Genomic DNA, 18,044 nt, shown 5'->3' with positions numbered 1-18,044 from the left:
GCCTGCAGCAACGGTGACGCCCCCCCCACCGGGTCAGCCGGCGGCAAAGGGTTGCGTGCCGGCGGCGCGGCCGTCGGCATCGGTGCGGATCGATTCGATGCGCGATTGCGCCGCATCGAGCCGCTCCTTGCAGCGCAGCCGCAACTTGTCGCCCCGCTCGTACAGTTTGATCGCATCCTCCAGCGGCTCGTCGCCGGATTCAAGCCGGCCGACGATCGCCTCCAGCTCACGCAGCGCCGCTTCGAACGACAGGTCTTCGACAGGAATTTCCATGAGGCGCGCTATGGCCTGTGCGGGTGATGGGGGTCAAGGCTCAGCCCTGCTGCGTCAGCAGCTTGGCGCGGGGGCGCTGGGGGCAATATATAAGCATACGTGGTGCTAAGGTGGGCAGCGACCGGGGTTGGGGTTCACTGCCGCTTGTTCCCGGCCGTCACCCCGGGCTTGCCCCGGGGTCCCGCTTCTTACTTCTGCCGGGATGGGACCTCGTGGTGGCTAGGTATATGTGATCGCCGATTATCGTCGTGCCATGTGGCCAGATCTCGATACGATGCCAGAAGCCAAGAAGCGGGACCCCGGGTCAAGCCCGGGGTGACGGAGGGTCGGGCAGCACCATATCCGTGATCACAGCATTCGGCCCACCTCGAAGCGCCAACGGCGACCAAAACAGGGCGTCGTGCGTTGAGCGTCCGACCTATTCAGGAGCCCCCCATGTTTACCAGCATCAACCCCGCCACCGGTGCGCCCGGCGACAGCTTTGCCGAACTGACCTCGGACGAGATCGAGACGTGCGTGCAGCGCGCCGCGGACGCCTACAAAGCCTGGTGCGCGACCGATTATGCCACGCGCACCGCTTTGCTCGAGGCGATCGCCGAGCAGTTCGACGCCAATCGCCAGCGGCTCGCCGAGATCGCCGTGCGCGAAATGGGCAAGACGCTGAAATCGGCGCTGGCCGAGGTCGAGAAATGCGCCGTCGGCTTCCGCCATTACGCGCAGGAAGGGCCGGGGATGCTCGCCTCGCGCGAGTTCGCCACGTCCGCCGGCAAGGCGACCGCGCGCTGGCTGCCGATCGGACCGGTGCTGGCGGTGATGCCGTGGAATTTCCCGTATTGGCAGGTGGTGCGGTTCCTCGCGCCGACGATCATGGCAGGCAATGTCGGGCTGCTGAAACATGCCTCCAGCGTGCAGGGCGTCGGCGCGGCGATCGAGGAGATGGTGATTGCCGCCGGTGCGCCGGTAGGGCTGTTCCAGAATCTCGCGATCAAGTCCGACAAGGTCGATGCGCTGATCGCCGATGATCGCATCGCCGCGGTGACGCTGACCGGCAGCGAAGGCGCGGGCATGAAGGTCGCCGAGGCGGCGGGGCGCGCGCTCAAGAAGGTCGTGCTCGAACTGGGCGGATCCGATCCGTTCATCGTCATGCCCTCGGCCGATATCGACACGGCGGCGAAGACCGCGGTGACCGCGCGGATCCAGAATACGGGGCAATCGTGCATCTGCGCCAAACGCATGATCGTGCACGCCGACGTGTATGACGCGTTCCTGGAGAAATTCTCCGCCGGCATGCAGGCTGTGACGGCCGGCGACCCGATGGACCCGGCGACCGACATGGGGCCGCTGTCGAGCGAGGAGCAGCGCCAGACCGTGCTCGATCAGATCGCGATGATCGAGCGGGAAGGCGGCAAATTGCTGTTCGGCGGGGAAAAGCTGCCGGGCAAGGGGGCATATATGTCCGCCGGGATCCTGGTCGACGTGCCGATCGATCATGCGGTGGCGCAGGAGGAATTGTTCGGGCCGGTCGCGATGCTGTTCAAGGCAGACGATATCGATGCCGCGATCGCGCTCGCCAACGACGTGCCGTTCGGGCTCGGTTCGTCGGTGTGGACCAATGAGCCGGCCGAGCGCGAACGGTTCGAGCGCGAGATCGAGGCGGGGATGACCGCGGTCAACCAGATGCTGGCGAGTAGCCCGGAGGCGCCGTTCGGCGGGATCAAGCGCTCCGGCCATGGCCGCGAACTGGGGCCGTACGGGCTGCACGAATTCATGAACCTGAAGACGGTGGTGGGGTAACGCGCTCCCGTCATCCTGACGGACGTCAGGATCCATCGGGCGGCATGCTTGCCGGTTTGGTGATGCGCGGCGCTGCCCCCAACGCTCACCCCGCCCCAGTAGCGATCGAGCAAGTGGCGAAATGGATCCTGACTTTCGTCAGGATGACGGGCGCGGGGGGAGGGGGATGGCACTCCTTAACGCCGCGATCCCCCGTCCCGCCGCGGCACGGCCGAAAACAGCGGCTTTTCTCTGACGCCCGATTGCGCAATCAAGCGCGATGGCAAGCAGACGATTCTCCGGCATGATCGGCCAAGGCCGTGGCACGCGACTCTTTGCCGGCGCGCTCGCCGCCTGCCTGCTCGGCGGTGTCGGGCTGATGGCGGTGGCAGCGAACCTGCCCAAGCCCTCGGCCGCCGCCGCGCCTGCGATCAAGGCCCAGCCCGCGCGCAGGGTTCAGCGGCAGCCCCAGCCCAAACCGGTCACGCCCGCCGCGACAGCGGTCACCGCGCCCGAATCCAACTATGTCGTCAAGAGCATCCTGAAGATCGAGGGCCCGATGCGGCAGGGCGATTCCTACTGGGACGAAAGCCATGCCCCGGCGACCGGGCCGGTCGTCATCACCGTCGATCTCGCCGCGCAGACCGTGTCGGTGTTCCGCGCCGGCCACGAGATCGGCACGGCGGTGATCATCTATGGCGGTGATGACACGCCCACCCCGCTCGGCATCTTCCCGATCACGCAGAAGGATGCCGACCACGTCTCGAACATCTATGACGCGCCGATGCCCTATATGCTGCGGCTGACCAATGACGGCATCGCGATCCACGGCAGCGAGGTCGGCGACGGCTATGTCACGCACGGCTGCATCGGCGTCCCGACCGCCTTCGCCAAGAAGGTGTTCGGTGCGGCGAAGCTCGGCGACAAGGTCATCGTCACGCGCGGCGAGCGGCTGGCGACGGGGCAGGCGATCACCGCGGCATAATTCCCCCCTCCCTTTCAGGGAGGGGAGGACGTCAGACTCCCTCGGCCATGACCTCCGCGACCAGATCCTTCCGGCTCAGCTTGCCGATCATCGTCTTGGGCATGGTCAGCCGGATCACCACCTGGTCGACGCGTTCGTGCCGCCCGAGCTGCGGGTTGAGCCACTCGCGCAATTCCTCGGGCGTGGCGGCGATGCCGTCGTTGAGCGTCACATAGGCGCGTGGCTGCTCGCCGCGATAGGCGTCGGGCAGGCCGATCACCATCGCTTCCTTGACCGCCGGGTGATGGTAAAGCAGCGCCTCGATCTGGCTCGGGAAGACCTTGAAGCCGCTGACCGCGATCATGTCCTTCAGGCGATCAACGATGCGGATGAAGCCGTCCTCGTCGATCACGCCGACATCGCCGGTGCGCAGCCAGCCGTCTACGAACACTTCGTTATTGGCATCGGGCTTGCCCCAATAGCCCTTCATGATCTGCGGCCCGCGCAGGATCACCTCGCCCGGTTCGCCCTCGGGCGCAGGCTGCGTCGGATCCCCCTTGTCGACCAGCCGCACTTCGGTCGCCGGGATCGGCTGGCCGATCGTGCCGGACTTGCCTTCCTGCTCGTAGGGATTGGCCGAGACCACGCCCGAGCTTTCCGACAGGCCGTAGCCCTCGACCACGGTCGCGCCGGTCACCGCCTCGAACTTGGCCTTGAGTTCGGCCGAGAGCGGCGCGCCGCCCGAAATGCACACGCGCAGCGAGGAGAAATCGGTGCTCGCCGCCTTGGGATTGTCGAGCAGCGCCTGGTACATCGTCGGCACGCCGGGGAGCGCGGTCGCCTTGGTGCGGCTGAGCGCGGCGAGCACCTGTCCGGCATCGAAGCGCGGCAGCATCACGATGCAGCCGCCATTGAGCACGGTGCGGTTGAGCACGCAGGTATTGGCGAAGACGTGGAACAGCGGCAGCACGCCGAGGATCCGGTCGGGCTCGCCGGGATGCGGATCGAGTGCCATCACCTGGCGGGCATTGGCGCTGAGATTCTGGTGCGTCAGCATCGCGCCCTTGGGCACGCCGGTTGTGCCGCCAGTATATTGGATCAGCGCAACGTCCGCCACCGGGTCGATCGGCGGCGTCGTGTGCCGGCCGTCATTGGCGATCAGCTTGGAGAAAGCGAGGATGCGCGGATCGGCCGGCGGTGCCACCGTCTCCTTGCCCTTGAACAGGCGGTAGAGCAAAGATTTGCCCGCCGGCAGCGCGCCCGCGACCGAACCGACCACCAGCCGTTCGAGGCCGCTCTGCTCGAGCACCTTCAATGCGGTCGGCAGCACCGCCTTGGCCGAGACGGTGAACAGCAATCGCGTGCCCGAATCCGCCACCTGATGCGCGAGTTCGTCGACCGTGTAGAGCGGCGAGAAATTGACCACCGTCGCGCCGAGCTTGAGGATGCCGTAATAGGCGGCGAGATAGTGCGGCACGTTGGGCAGGAACAGGCCGATGCGATCGCCCGGTCCATAGCCCAGGGCGGCAAGGCCCGCGGCGACGCGGTTCGCCCCGTCGAGCGTCTCGGCATAGCTATAGTGTCGGCCGAGGAAATCGATCAGCGGCGCGCGGGCATGGGCCGCGGCGCTGCGATCGAACAGGTCGACCATCGAGAGCGGCGGAAATTCCGTGGTCCACGGGGTCGGATGGCGGTATTGCGTGCGCCAGGCGGCAGTCGGGTCGATCATTTACAGCCGTGTAAGCAACCGCCCCGCGGGCCGCAAGTTCAGACGAGCCGTTTGGACCAGGTAATCAATACCGACACCGCGACGATGCCCAGATCGAGCGCCGCCTGGACGCGCGCCGGGGCACGATCGGTGGAATCGTGCGTGATGATCCGGATATCGGCGGAAGGATGGCGCAGCGCGAAGACCAGCACCAGCAGGACCGCGGCGATGCTCAGGCCGATTCGACGTTCGCGCATAGTATCGGCCCCTTTCCGCTGCGCGCGCATGGTAACAAGCGCGCGCCGCAGGGGCAAGGGAGCGTCAGGCCGCGGCGCGGCCGCGGGGCGCGGCATTGCTGGCGTCGCGCGATCGGTCGCGGCCCGAGCGTTTGGCCTCGAACAGTGCGAGATCGGCGGCGCAATACAGCGTCTTCCAGTCCGCCTCGCGCGCCAGCGTGCCGCGCGCCATGCCGATGCTGGCGGTGACGGTGAGATCGAACGGCATGCGCGACGCGCGCAGCGTCGCGAGCAGCTCTTCGGGATCGATTGCGTCGGTCAGCGGCGTGACGATGGCGAATTCCTCGCCGCCGATCCGCGCCAGCAGCGAGCTAGGCCGCAGCCCGGTGCGCAGCGCCCGGGCCACCAGCCGCAACACCTCGTCGCCGCCGTCATGGCCGATCGTGTCGTTGACGCGTTTGAAATGATCGATGTCGAGCAGCAGCAATTGCTGCGCGTCGGCGCGGCCGATCGCTTCGCGCAGGAACGACCGGCGGTTCATCAGCCCGGTCAGCGGATCGGCATCGGCGAGCATCCGCGCGGCGATCTCCTGCGCCTTGGCGGCATCGCGCTCGCGCGTGATCAGCAGGATGCGATAGGCGATGGCGAGGCTGGAGAGCAAAGCTTCGAATACCATCGACACGATCGTCGAATTATCGATCCAGAAATTGTAGCCGACCAGATTGAGCCCGTGCCCGATGCGCAGCACGGCCAGGCCGATCGGCGCGGTCCAGGCGATCACGAACAGCCACAGGAATTGGCTGCGCTTCAGCCAGGCGCAGACCATCATCGGGATTGCCGTACAGATCAGCAGTGCGAAGCCGGTGGCATAGGCCAGGTCGAAGGCGCGAAACTGCCACGGCGCGAGCAGCACGACCGCCAGCGTCGGCACGGCGAGCGCGACGGAGGCGATATCGGTGCCGCGTGCCAGCCAGCGCGGGATCACGCCCGCTTCGAAGAAGTGCCGCAGGAACAGCGTGGCGGCGACCCCGGTCATCGCCAGCAGCACATAGTTCAGCCGCAACCGGTCATTGTTGCTGACCTCGGGCATCACCCAGGCGAGCGCGCCCGAGGAGGAGAAGGCATAGATCAGCATCCCCGCCATCATCGCGCAATAATACGGCAGGAACGGATGCCGCAGCGCATGCGCGAGCCCGAGATTGTACAGCAACAGCGCCAGGCACATTCCGCCGAACGCAGCATAGATCGCGGCCATCACGATGTTCGACGCGGCCGATTCGCGTTCGGTCGCCACCGTCGGCGCGAGCACGATGCCGCGCACCGCGGCGCTGCCTTCGACATGCCACAACAGCCGGGTCAGCGTCACCGGCCGATCGGGCAATGCGTTCTCGATGATCGCGCCGAGCTGCAAGTTCCGGGTCGCGCCGCGCGCATCGGTGACGATCTTGGCGCGCACGCCGTCGGCGTACAGCGCGTACAGCGTCATGCGCGTCTGCCAGACGCTGGCGACGCGCACGCCGAGCCGCTGGCCGTTTGAATCGAGCTGCAGATTCTGGCTGATCACCCAATAGTCGCCGGGGCCAAAGGCGCGCTGCGGCGTAGTGCAATCGAAGCCGCTCGGCGTGCGCAGCAGCGTGCCGGCGTCGAGGCCGGGAGTCGCCGGTCGCACGCAGGTGGCGATCGGCACGCCGACATTGCCGGCACGGATTGTGGCCTGCGCTGGCGCAAGGCCGATGCCGGACATCGCGATGGTGAACAGAACAAGGAAACGCACGATCGACATGGCCGCGATGTAGACATGCGCGAGCGAAGATTAGGTAAATATATGGCCGGCAGGGCCGGTTCGTGCGCAGCCGAAACGACAACGGCGCGCCTCCCGGGGGAGACGCGCCGCAGCGGCACCGGTGACGGCGAGGCTATCGCGCCTCGACCGTCTCCGCCTTGCCCTTCTTGCGCGGCTTCTTGGGCGGCGCCGGGGTGATTTCGAACGACAGCGCACCGTCCTTCATCTTCACGCTGACCTCGCCGCCATGGACCAGCTTGCCGAACAGCAGCTCCTCGGCGAGCGGCTGCTTGATCTTCTCCTGGATCAGGCGGCCCATCGGCCGGGCGCCGTAGAGCTTGTCATAGCCCTTGGTGGTGAGCCACGCCTTGCTCTCGTCGTCGAGATTGATGTGCACGTTGCGATCGGCCAACTGCAGCTCGAGCTGCAGGATGAACTTGTCGACCACGCGCGCCACGACCTCGGTCGGCAGATAGCCGAACGGCACGATCGCATCGAGACGGTTGCGGAATTCCGGCGTGAACATCTTCTGCACCGCCTGCTCATCCTCGCCCTCCCGGGTGAGCTGACCGAAGCCCAATGTCTCGCGCGCCATGTCCGATGCGCCGGCGTTGGTCGTCATGATCAGGATGACGTTGCGGAAGTCCACCGTCTTGCCGTGCTGATCGGTCAGCCGCCCATTGTCCATCACCTGCAGCAGGATGTTGAACAGGTCGGGATGTGCCTTCTCGATCTCGTCGAGCAGCAGCACCGAATGCGGCTGCTGGTCGATCGCATCGGTGAGCAGGCCGCCCTGGTCGAACCCGACATAGCCGGGAGGCGCACCGATCAGCCGCGAGACCGAATGGCGTTCCATATATTCCGACATGTCGAAGCGCTGCAGCGGGATGCCCATGATCGAGGCAAGCTGCTTGGCGACTTCGGTCTTGCCGACGCCGGTCGGGCCGGTGAACAGATAGTTGCCGATCGGCTTTTCCGGATCGCGCAGCCCGGCACGGCTGAGCTTGATCGCCGAGGCAAGCTTCTCGATCGCCGCATTCTGCCCGAACACCACGCGCTTCAGATCGGTCTCGAGCGATTCCAGCGCCTTGGTATCGTCGGTCGAGACCGATTTCGGCGGGATGCGGGCCATCGTCGCGATCACGGCCTCGATCTCGCGGCTGGTGATCGTCTTCTTGCGCTTGGCGAGCGGCACCAGCATCTGCATCGCGCCGACCTCGTCGATCACGTCGATCGCCTTGTCCGGCAGCTTGCGGTCGTTGATGTAGCGCGCCGACAGCTCGACCGCCGACTTGATCGCGTCGGGCGTGTACTTGACCTTGTGATGGTCCTCGAACGCCGAGCGCAGCCCGGTCAGGATCTTGACCGTATCCTCGATCGTCGGTTCGTTGACGTCGATCTTCTGGAAGCGCCGCAGCAATGCGCGGTCCTTCTCGAAATGGTTGCGGAACTCCTTGTAGGTGGTCGAGCCGATGCAACGGATCGTGCCGCCCGACAAAGCCGGCTTGAGCAGGTTCGACGCGTCCATCGCACCGCCGCTGGTCGCGCCAGCGCCGATCACGGTGTGGATCTCGTCGATGAACAGGATTGCGTCGGGCATCTTCTCGAGCTCGGTGACGACCGCCTTCAAGCGCTCCTCGAAATCGCCGCGATAGCGCGTGCCGGCGAGCAGCGCGCCCATGTCGAGCGAATAGATCACCGCCGGGAGCAGCACCTCGGGCACGTCGCCCTCGACGATCTTACGCGCGAGCCCTTCGGCGATCGCGGTTTTGCCGACGCCGGGATCGCCGACATAGAGCGGGTTGTTCTTCGAGCGGCGGCACAGGATCTGCACCGTGCGGTCGACCTCGGGGCCGCGGCCGATCAATGGGTCGACCTTGCCGTTCTTGGCCTTCTCGTTGAGATCGACGCAGAACTGCTTGAGCGCGGATTCGCTCTTGCCCTTCTCGCCTGCCTTGGCCGGCTTTTCCTCCTCCGCACCTTTCACTTCGCGAGTCTCCGGTGCTGCGCCGCCCTTGCCGACGCCGTGGCTGATGAAGCTGACCGCATCGAGCCGGCTCATATCCTGCTGCTGCAGGAAATAGACCGCATAGCTCTCGCGCTCGCTGAACAAGGCGACAAGCACGTTGGCGCCGGTCACTTCGTCGCGGCCGGAGGATTGCACGTGCAGGATAGCCCGCTGCACGACGCGCTGGAAGCCGCTGGTCGGCGACGGATCCGTTGCCGCCTCCACCTTGAGCGCCTCGAGCTCGGTATCGAGATAGTGCGCGACCGTCGTCCTGAGCTCGTCGAGCTCGACGCCGCACGAGATCATCACCTTGCTGGCGTGCTCGTCGTCGACCAGCGCGAGCAGCAGATGCTCCAGCGTGGCATATTCATGGCGCCGCGACGAAGCGGCTTCGAGCGCCTTGTGGAGTGTTGTTTCCAGCGCGGAGGCGAAAGATGGCATGAGAAGGTTACTCCAAGCGGGCCACGAACAACATGCGGCCCTTTCCTACAATGTGGAAAGGCAACGCCCCTGTAACAAGCACTTGAAAAATGCCCCGGTGATTCCTCTCGGCCGGCGCATCCCGGGTCATCGCCTGAATAGCCCGTCAGCACTTGCGCGATGGTTAACGGCGCGTTCTTTTTTCATCCGCGTCCGGGCAATCTCGGCCTCGAGTGCGGCGATCCGCACGTCGAGTTCGGTCACGGACAGGGGGTCGAGATCCTGCCGCGTCAGCGCGGTCAGCGGGTCATCGGGCGTGCCGGCGAAAATCTCGTCCAGATCCATGGGGAAGAAAGTTGACCCTGTGGGTGCCGATGTCAATAAGCAGCCGCGTGCGGCGTAACTATGCACGGGTAAAACAGGGGGACGCGGATCCAATGAACGAGCTTCCGATGACGATGCGGGCGATCGATCCGCAAGCCCCCGGCGGCCCCGAGGTGCTCGTGCTGGTCGAACGACCGGTGCCGGTGCCCGGCCCCGACGAGGTGCTGGTCCGCGTCGCGGCAGCCGGCGTCAATCGGCCGGAGGTGATGCAGCGCAAGGGGCTGTACCCGCCGCCGCCCGGTGCGTCCTCGATCCTGGGCATGGAGATATCGGGTACGATCGTCGCGGTCGGCGAGGGCGTGATGCCCGAAATCATCGGCCAGCCGGTCTGCGCGCTGATCACCGCCGGCGCCTATGCCGACTATGCCGTCGCGCCCTGGGGCCAATGCCTGCCGGTGCCCGAGGCGCTGACCATGGTCGAGGCCGCAGCGATGCCTGAAACGCTGTTCACCGTGTGGACCAACCTGTTCGAGCGCGGCTTTGCCGCCGAAGGCGATACGGTGCTGGTCCATGGCGGCACCAGCGGCATCGGCACGATGGCGATCGGCCTGTGCAAGCTGTTCGGCGTGACGATCATCGTCACTGCCGGCAGCGACGAGAAATGCGCCGCCGCCGTTGCGCTCGGCGCGGATCACGCGATCAACTACAAAGACGAAGATTTTGTCGCGCGGGTCAAGACGATCACCGAGGGCAGGGGCGTGCAAGTCGTGCTCGACATGGTCGGTGGCGATTATGTCCCGCGCAACCTGCAATGCTTGGGCGAGGACGGCCGGCACGTCTCGATCGCGGTGCAGGGCGGCGCGCAGGCGACGATTCCGCTGTTCGACATCATGCGCCGCCGCCTGACGCTCACCGGATCGACGCTGCGCCCGCGCGACGTGACGTTCAAGACGTTGGTGGCGGACGAACTGGTCCGTACCGTCTGGCCGCATGTCGAGGCCGGCCGGCTCAAGCCGGCGATCGACAAGACCTTCCCCTTCGCCGATGCGCCGAAAGCGCACGAGCGGATGGAAGCGGGCGATCATGTCGGCAAGATCGTGTTGGTGATGGAGGGCTGACGTCGAGACTTCGTCGCCGCCGGAGGTCGGGGCTGCCGTGTGAGCCGCGGCACACCTGTCCATAGCGGTCCGGCCCTTGCCGACGACAGGGCAGCCACTTTTTCGTTCTTCGTCCTAACCCCCACCGATTCCACTAGAACGCGCTCCAACACCGCTCTATCCCCTCTGCATGGGGACGGGGACATGCTGAATTTCATCGCGGCGTCGGAAAACGTCGTCTTCGTTTCGGCATTGCTGCTGATGGTGCTGATCGGCGTCGTGCAGGCGATCGGCCTGAGCGTCGATACGCATCTGGATGCCGATCTCGATTCGCACCCCGATTTGCTCGGCTGGCTCGGCGTTGGGCGGCTGCCGTTACTCATGCTGCTCGTCGTGTTCCTTGCCTTGTTCGGGACGATCGGGCTGGTCGGGCAGCAGGCATTGCACGACATCACCGGACACCTGCTTGCGGCCTGGATCGCCATTCCGCTTGCGGTCGTCGCCGCGCTTCCGCTCACCGGTTTCGCGGCGCGCGGTCTGGCGCGCATCCTGCCCGGTGATCACACCACGGCAATCACGCTCGACGATCTCGTTGGCGAGCCCGCGCGCATCGTTACGGGTCGCGCCACGCACGGCTCGCCCGCTCGCGCCCGTGTCGAGGATCAATATGGGCAGGCGCATTATGTGATGGTCGAGCCCAATTCCGCCTCCGAAACTTTCGAGGAGGGTGAGGCCATCCTGCTCGTTCGCCGCGAGAACGACCTGTTCCGTGCCATTTCCCGCGGCGATCATCGCCTGCCGCATATCGGAGTCTGACCGTAATGAACGACGTGGTGACCCAGACGGGTTCGGTGCTGCCGTATCTGATCTATGCCGGCGTCAGTCTTGGCGCCCTGCTGGTGCTCGGGCTGATCATCGCTAAATTGTACAAGCGCGCCTCTAAGGAGATCGGCTTCGTGCGCACAGGTTTCGGCGGCGAAAAGGTCGTGATCAATGGTGGCGCGCTGGTGCTGCCGGTGTTTCACGAAACCATGCCGGTCAACATGAACACCGTGCGCCTCGCGGTCGAGCGCAAGAATACCGATGCGCTGATCACACTCGATCGGTTGCGCATCGACGTGAAGGCTGAATTCTACGTCCGCGTCCGTCCGGATGCGCAGTCGATCGCCACCGCCGCGCAGACGCTCGGAATGCGCACGATGAACCCCGATGCGCTGAAGGAGCTGGTCGAGGGCAAGTTCGTCGACGCCTTGCGTTCGGTCGCTGCCGGCATGACGATGAACCAGTTGCACGAACAGCGCGCTGATTTCGTCCAGAAGGTGCAGCAGGTCTCCTCTGCCGATTTGGCGATGAACGGGCTGGAGCTTGAATCCGTTTCGCTCACCGGTCTCGACCAGACGTCGATCGAGCATTTCAACGCCAACAACGCGTTCGACGCCGAAGGCCTGACCAAGCTGACCGAGCAGATCGAACTGCGCAAGAAGACGCGCAACGATATCGAGCAGGATACGCGAATTCAGATCGAGACCAAGAATCTCGAGGCCGAGCGGCAATCCTTCCTGATCGGTCGCGATACCGAATTCGCCCGGCTCGAGCAGGAACGCGAGATCGAGCTGAAGCGCGCCGGCCAGGCCTCCGAAGTCTCGCGCGAACAGGCGTTGCGTACGCGCGAGGCCGATCAGGCGCGGATCGAGGCCAAGCAGCAGGTGGATAATTCGCAGATCATCGCCGATCGCGCAGTGAAGGAGGCGCAGATCGCGCAGGCCCAGGCGCTCGAACTCGCGCGTCAGGAACAGCAGATCGCGGTGCAGAACAAGAGCCGCGAGGAAAGCCAGTCGCGCGCCGAAGCCGATAATGCCCGGGCCGCGGCGGTCGTGGCCGAGGAACGCGTCGGCACCGCGCGCGAAGCCGAGGTGGCCGAGCGCCAGAAGCGCATCGAGCTGATCGACGCGTCGCGCGAGGCGGAGCGCGCCGCGATTGGCATCAAGGTGCAGGCCGAGGCGGAGAAACAGGCCGCGGCCGACCGCGCCGATGCGATCCGCCTCACCGCCGAGGGCGAGGCGGATGCCGCGCGCTTCCGCTCGGAGGCCGATCGGCTGCGCTTCGAGGTCGAGGCGGCGGGCCAGCGCGCGGTCAACGAAGCATCGAACATCCTGTCCTCGGATCAGGTCTCGCTTGCGACCAAGCTTGCTCTGCTCAAAGTGCTGCCCGAACTGATCCGAGAAGCCGCTAAGCCGATGGAGCAGATCGACAGCATCCGCATCGTACAGGTCGATGGCATCACCGGGCACGGCGGCGCCGGACAGGCGACGGTCGGCGCGGATGACGGCGACGGCAACCTCGCTAACGCCGCGGTCTCCGCCGCCTTGCGTTATCGAGCACAGGCGCCGCTGATCGATGGCCTGATGAAGGAACTAGGCCTTGATGGCTCATCGCTCGACGCGCTCGCGCGCTCCGGCGCGATCGACCAGCCAGCGGATGCATCGGCACAAGCAAAGACGGCCGACTAATCCGCAAGCCCGGCGCAGCCAGGGATCTCGAGTGGCACGCGTGACAAGGAACTACACGAGACACCAGCTTCCGCCGGGCGGGGATCGCGCGTAGGGCGGGCCGTGCCGTCGGGGGGGCGACGGGCCAAGGGGGAAACATGGCGCAGAAACATCCGGTGATCCAGCGGGACGAGACGATCCGCTCCATACTGCTCGGCGTGTTCGTGCTGGTCACCGCTATCACGCTCGTGCTGTCGGATCGCGTGCTGTTCTACGGCACCCGTTCCAAGGTCATTCCCGGCGCGCTGGTGCCCAAGGGCGCGCTGCCCGACACGTTCAAGCGCTCGCTCGACGATTACGGCGTGCATATCCCCAAATTCGCCCGCCGCCCGTTGCTGTCGATCGGCGCCGCCCCCGAACCCGCCTATGATACGCTGGCGCAGGCGACGCCGCTGCGCTTCGGCTATTCGATCCGCGAGGGCGCCGCGATCGGCCTGCCGTTCACCGCGAGCACCGAACACGGCCATGTGCTCTATTACGAAACGCCGCACGAATATGTCATCGCGCCGATCACCGACGACTATCTGCGCCAGGTGAAGGTGCCGATGGCCAAGCCGCTCGACGCCGGCGACTATGCCTATTGGCCGCATTGGTGGGGGTGGCTGTTCGTCCTCGCGCTGCTCGGCATCGGCGCGTTCGAGTTTGGCGCGCAACGGCGCCGTCGCGACGCGCTCGGGATGATCTGAGCGCGCCGGCGCCGGGGCAAGACTAGGCCAAGGGCTCCGTCATCCTGTAACAATGATCCGGCATAGGCATCGTCATTGAGGAATGATGCGGGGCAGGCAGCATGAGCGTCGTCACCAGGATCGGGTTGGATAATCTCGCGGAGTTGGGGGACTTCGCGAATTCCCAGCCTGCTATTCCCGAGCGGACCATATCCGGGCGGCGGCAATTCCGCACGATCTGGATTTCCGATGTCCATCTCGGCACCCGCGGATGCAATGCCGAGATGCTGATCGACTTCCTCGATCATGTCGACAGCGATACGCTGTACTTGGTCGGCGACATCATCGACGGCTGGCGACTGCGCAAGAAGTTCTATTGGCCGGTCGCGCATAACGATGTCGTCTGGCGGCTGCTCAAGCGCGCCAAGCGCAGCACCCGCGTCGTCTATATCCCGGGCAATCACGACGAAGTGTTCCGCCAGTTTGCGGGGCTCGATTTCGGCGGCGTCGAAATCCGCCGCCAGGCGATCCACACCACCGCCGATGGCCGCCACCTGCTGGTGCTGCACGGCGACGAATTCGATGCGATCACGCTGGCGCATCGCTGGCTCGCGCATGTCGGCGATGCCGCATACAATCTGCTGATGGCGCTCAACCGCGGGCTCAACGCCTATCGCCGCTTCTTCAACATGCCCTATTGGTCGCTGAGCAAGCACGCCAAGGCCAAGGTCAAGAAATCGGTCGAGTTCATCTCGAACTATGAGGAAGTGGTGGCGCAGGCCGCGGCGCATCGCGGCGTCGACGGCGTGGTGTGCGGCCATATCCACACCGCCGAATATCGCGATATCGCCGGCATCAAATATTATAACGACGGCGACTGGGTCGAGGGCTGCACCGCGCTGGTCGAGCATTTCGACGGGCGGATGGAATTGCTCCACTGGGCCGACGAGATCGCCGCGCGCGAGGGGATCGGCACGTTGGAAATCGCGATGCTGGCGGCCTGAGCCCGGTGCGCATCGCGATCGTCACCGATGCGTGGAGCCCGCAGGTCAACGGGGTGGTGCGCACGTTGCAGACGGTCAGCGCGGAACTCCGCGCCCAGGGGCATGAGGTGCTGGTCGTCTCGCCCGATCTGTTCGCCTCGATGCCGTGCCCGACCTATCCCGAGATCCGCCTCGCCTTCGCGCGGACCCGCGCGGTCGGGCGGATGCTGGAGGCGTTCGGGCCGCAGGCGATCCACCTGTCGACCGAGGGGCCGGTGTGCCTCGCCGCCCGGCGCTGGTGCCTCGCGCGCGCCTTTCCCTTCACCACGGCCTATCACACGCAATTCCCCGAATATGTCGCGGCCCGCACCGGCGTGAACCCGGCCTGGATCTGGCGCTATATCCGCTGGTTTCACGCACCCGCGCAGTCGATCCTCGCCTCGACCCGGTCGATCGCCGGCACGCTCAACGCACATGGCCTGAATCACGTCCGGCAATGGGGGCGGGGGGTCGATCTCGCCACCTTCTCGCCGGCCGTGACGCCCGATCCGGTGCTGCGCGCCTTGCCTGGCCCGGTGCTGCTGCACGTCGGCCGGGTCGCGGTGGAAAAGAACATCGCCGCCTTTCTCGATAGCGCGCATCCCGGTACCAAGGTGGTGGTCGGCGACGGCCCGGCGCGCGCCGCGCTGGAGGCGAAATATCCGCACGCGCTGTTCCTCGGCGGCCTGTACGGCAGCGACCTCGCGGCCGCCTATGCCGCCGCCGACGTGCTTGTCTTCCCCAGCCGCACCGATACGTTCGGGCTGGTGATGATCGAGGCGCTCGCCTGCGGCACGCCGGTCGCGGCCTATCCGGTTACCGGCCCGATCGATGTCCTCGACGACTCCGTCGCGGCGATGGACGAGGATCTCGACGCGGCGATCGCCCGCGCGCTGACGCGCGATCGCGCCGCCTGCGCGGCGTTCGGCGCGGGGTTCACCTGGGCGGCGAGCGCGCGGCAATTCGTCTCCGCGCTGGTGCCCGTCCATGCCGAGGCGCTCGCCGCCTGAGCGCCGCCACCACGCGCCTTGCTAGTGCCTGCCAATAAAGGTACATCACGGTGCAGCGCGGCCGCTCCGAAAGGGGCGGCCCTTTCTGTTTCTAGGAGTTTCCCGTGGCCCAGCCGCTCATGCCTCATGCCACCGCCTCTTGGTTGGTCGACAATACCTCGCTGTCGTTCGAGCAGATCGCCGAGTTCTGCGGCCTCCACATCCTCGAGATCCAGGCGATCGCCGACGATACCGCCGCGACCAAGCTGACGGGCCGCGATCCGATCCGCGCGCACGAGCTGACGCAGGAAGAGATCGACAAGGGCCAGGCCGATCCCGAGTACAGCCTCAAGATCATCAAGGGCCCCGAGCAGGTCCGCCGCACCAAGGGCCCGCGCTACACGCCGGTGTCGAAGCGCTCGGACAAGCCGGACGGCATTTCCTGGATCATCCGCAACCATCCCGAAATCACCGACGGCGCGATCGGCAACCTGATCGGCACCACCCGCACGACGATCGCCGCGATCCGCGATCGCAGCCACTGGAACATCGCCAACATCACGCCGAAGGATCCGGTGACGCTCGGCCTGACGACGCAGCGCGAGCTCGACGCGGCGGTGGCCAAGGCCGGCAAGGCGGCGGGCCTCGAGCCGGTGGTCGACACCAAGCTCGACGGCGACCGCGAAGCGCTGATCACCGAACTGCGCGCCCAGCGCGCGCAGGCCGCGCTCGATGCCGAAGCGGTGGAAGGTGGCGAGGGCATGTCCGCGCCGATCGAGCGCACCGCGGAGAATCTGTTCAAGAGCTGAGCGCACCTTATCGTCACCCCGGACTTGGTCCGGGGTCCAACGCGCCGCAAACCAATCCGCCGGTGATTGTGCGGCACGTTGGATGCCGGACCAAGTCCGGCATGACGGTAGAAGATTTGTCGCGTGACTAGCCGGCCATTCCGTTGCTACCCGCAACCTATGTCCAGCAAACCCAACCCTGACGCCGCCTATGTTCCGGACGAAAGTTTCGTCCCGACGAGCCACAAAGGCCTGACCTACCCGTTCGGCGGCGCCGAGCCCGCCAGCGGCGATGTGATGTCCGTCGCGCCCGGCATAAATTGGGTCCGGCTGCACATTCCGGGCCCGCTGAAACACGTCAATTGCTGGCTGATCGACGATGCCGACGATCGCGGCGACGGCGTCGCGCTGGTCGATACCGGCATGAACACCAGCGACGCGCGCGACGGCTGGAAGGCGGTGTTCAAGGGGCCGCTCGCCGGCGTCCGCGTGACAAAGATGATCGGCACGCACATGCACCCCGATCATATCGGGCTGGCCGGCTGGATGTGCGATCACCATGCCGCACCGCTGCTGATGACCCGCGGCGAATGGCTCACCGCGCAGATGCTCGTCGCCGACGCGCGCGACAGCGTGCCGGACGAGGTCACCGCGTTCCGCATCGGCTGCGGCTGGAATGAGGAGCAGGTCGCGCATGCCGCGGCGCGCGGCTGGTCGGGCTTCCGTCGCATCGTTTCGCCGCTGCCGCTCAGCTACACGCGGATCAAGGACGGCGACACGCTGACGCTCGGCGGCACCGACTGGCGCGTTGTCGTCGGCTCCGGCCACAGCCCCGAACATGCCTGTCTGCTCGACGAGACGGGCGGCGTGCTGATCGCCGGCGATCAGGTGCTGCCGCGCATCAGCCCCAATGTTTCGCTCGGCGTGACCGAGCCGAATGCCGATCCGCTGGGCGAATGGTTCGCCTCGATCGCCAAATTGAAGACCTTGCCGGCCGATCTGCTGGTACTGCCCGGGCATGGCGACCCGTTCACCGGCCTGCACGCCCGGCTCGACGCGATGGACCGCGAGCATCGCGACCGGCTGAATGAGCTGCACGCCTTTCTCGGCGAGGGGAAACGCGCCGTGGACGTGTTCGGCCGCCTGTTCCGCCGCGCGATCGGCCCCGACATGCTCGGCATGGCGACCGGCGAAGCGCTCGCGCATCTGCGCCGGCTGGAAGTGGAGGGCAGGGCGGCGAAGGACGTTCGCGACGGCGTGTGGTGGTATCGCGCCGTCTAGCCGCAAAGGCATAGCCGTTCCCCGGCGAAGGCCGGGGCCCAGTAGCGCTGGCGGAAGTGACAGCGCACGGCGGCGGTTTCTGATCGAGCCACGACTGGGCCCCGGCCTTCGCCGGGGAACTAGTGACGCCTCCGCCATCAGGCGCTAGCCTTCCTCACGACTCA

16 protein-coding genes are annotated in these 18,044 nt (G+C 66.1%); 10 read left to right on the top strand and 6 right to left on the bottom strand.

Features of this window, described 5'->3' with window-relative positions:
• Nucleotides 1–33 precede the first annotated feature (33 nt).
• The gene (locus tag NV401_RS11380) at nt 34–273 is read right to left on the bottom strand and encodes an exodeoxyribonuclease VII small subunit (protein WP_261294545.1); all 240 of its coding nucleotides are present in this window, start codon (nt 271–273) and stop codon (nt 34–36) included.
• A gap of 435 nt (nt 274–708) precedes the next feature.
• On the opposite strand from NV401_RS11380, the gene NV401_RS11375 reads away from it, so the two are divergent.
• A complete protein-coding gene (locus NV401_RS11375) occupies nt 709–2,067 on the top strand; it encodes an NAD-dependent succinate-semialdehyde dehydrogenase (RefSeq protein ID WP_261294544.1) in 1,359 nt (452 codons plus the stop codon).
• A 259-nt stretch (nt 2,068–2,326) separates the two neighbouring features.
• Nucleotides 2,327–3,031, top strand: a complete 705-nt coding sequence (locus tag NV401_RS11370) for a L,D-transpeptidase family protein (protein ID WP_261294543.1) — start codon at nt 2,327–2,329, stop codon at nt 3,029–3,031.
• Nucleotides 3,032–3,062: 31 nt separating this feature from the next.
• On the opposite strand, the gene NV401_RS11365 is transcribed toward NV401_RS11370, so the two are convergent.
• The 5 genes from NV401_RS11365 to NV401_RS11345 form a co-directional block, all read right to left on the bottom strand.
• Nucleotides 3,063–4,739: a long-chain-fatty-acid--CoA ligase gene (locus NV401_RS11365; protein WP_261294542.1), complete on the bottom strand. Its 1,677-nt coding sequence runs from the start codon at nt 4,737–4,739 to the stop codon at nt 3,063–3,065.
• Nucleotides 4,740–4,777: 38 nt separating this feature from the next.
• Complete coding sequence (locus NV401_RS11360) at nt 4,778–4,975, bottom strand: hypothetical protein (protein WP_261294541.1); 198 nt, start codon at nt 4,973–4,975, stop codon at nt 4,778–4,780.
• Between the two features lie 64 nt (nt 4,976–5,039).
• Nucleotides 5,040–6,737 (bottom strand): GGDEF domain-containing protein, encoded by a 1,698-nt coding sequence (locus tag NV401_RS11355; RefSeq protein ID WP_261294540.1) that lies wholly within the window; start codon nt 6,735–6,737, stop codon nt 5,040–5,042.
• Between the two features lie 133 nt (nt 6,738–6,870).
• Nucleotides 6,871–9,186 carry an ATP-dependent Clp protease ATP-binding subunit ClpA gene (clpA, locus tag NV401_RS11350; RefSeq protein ID WP_261294539.1) on the bottom strand — a complete coding sequence of 772 codons (2,316 nt, stop codon included), beginning with the start codon at nt 9,184–9,186 and terminating at the stop codon, nt 6,871–6,873.
• Between the two features lie 126 nt (nt 9,187–9,312).
• Nucleotides 9,313–9,510 carry a DUF1192 domain-containing protein gene (locus NV401_RS11345; protein WP_261294538.1) on the bottom strand — a complete coding sequence of 66 codons (198 nt, stop codon included), beginning with the start codon at nt 9,508–9,510 and terminating at the stop codon, nt 9,313–9,315.
• Between the two features lie 92 nt (nt 9,511–9,602).
• Here NV401_RS11345 and NV401_RS11340 point away from each other — a divergent pair, with 92 nt between their 5' ends.
• From NV401_RS11340 to NV401_RS11305, 8 genes are all read left to right on the top strand, one after another.
• Nucleotides 9,603–10,607: an NAD(P)H-quinone oxidoreductase gene (locus tag NV401_RS11340; protein ID WP_261294537.1), complete on the top strand. Its 1,005-nt coding sequence runs from the start codon at nt 9,603–9,605 to the stop codon at nt 10,605–10,607.
• A gap of 183 nt (nt 10,608–10,790) precedes the next feature.
• Entirely contained in the window at nt 10,791–11,402 is a 612-nt protein-coding gene (locus NV401_RS11335) for a YqiJ family protein (RefSeq protein WP_261294536.1), read from the top strand.
• A 17-nt stretch (nt 11,403–11,419) separates the two neighbouring features.
• Entirely contained in the window at nt 11,420–13,096 is a 1,677-nt protein-coding gene (locus NV401_RS11330; RefSeq protein ID WP_390903629.1) for a flotillin family protein, read from the top strand.
• A 137-nt stretch (nt 13,097–13,233) separates the two neighbouring features.
• Nucleotides 13,234–13,821, top strand: coding sequence for a hypothetical protein (locus NV401_RS11325; RefSeq protein WP_261294534.1), 588 nt, complete (start codon nt 13,234–13,236; stop codon nt 13,819–13,821).
• Between the two features lie 101 nt (nt 13,822–13,922).
• Nucleotides 13,923–14,804 carry a UDP-2,3-diacylglucosamine diphosphatase gene (locus tag NV401_RS11320; RefSeq protein ID WP_261294533.1) on the top strand — a complete coding sequence of 294 codons (882 nt, stop codon included), beginning with the start codon at nt 13,923–13,925 and terminating at the stop codon, nt 14,802–14,804.
• A gap of 5 nt (nt 14,805–14,809) precedes the next feature.
• Complete coding sequence (locus NV401_RS11315) at nt 14,810–15,832, top strand: glycosyltransferase family 4 protein (protein WP_261294532.1); 1,023 nt, start codon at nt 14,810–14,812, stop codon at nt 15,830–15,832.
• A gap of 104 nt (nt 15,833–15,936) precedes the next feature.
• On the top strand, nt 15,937–16,620 hold the full coding sequence (locus tag NV401_RS11310; protein ID WP_261294531.1) for a DUF1013 domain-containing protein: 684 nt from the start codon (nt 15,937–15,939) through the stop codon (nt 16,618–16,620).
• Between the two features lie 159 nt (nt 16,621–16,779).
• A complete protein-coding gene (locus tag NV401_RS11305) occupies nt 16,780–17,880 on the top strand; it encodes an MBL fold metallo-hydrolase (protein WP_261294530.1) in 1,101 nt (366 codons plus the stop codon).
• The last annotated feature ends 164 nt before the right edge of the window (nt 17,881–18,044 follow it).

It is taken from the genome of Sphingomonas hylomeconis, assembly GCF_025370105.1.
Lineage (GTDB): Bacteria > Pseudomonadota > Alphaproteobacteria > Sphingomonadales > Sphingomonadaceae > Sphingomonas > Sphingomonas hylomeconis.
The sequence above is the reverse complement of the archived record's forward strand: the minus strand, read 5'-3'. Positions and strand labels throughout refer to the sequence as shown.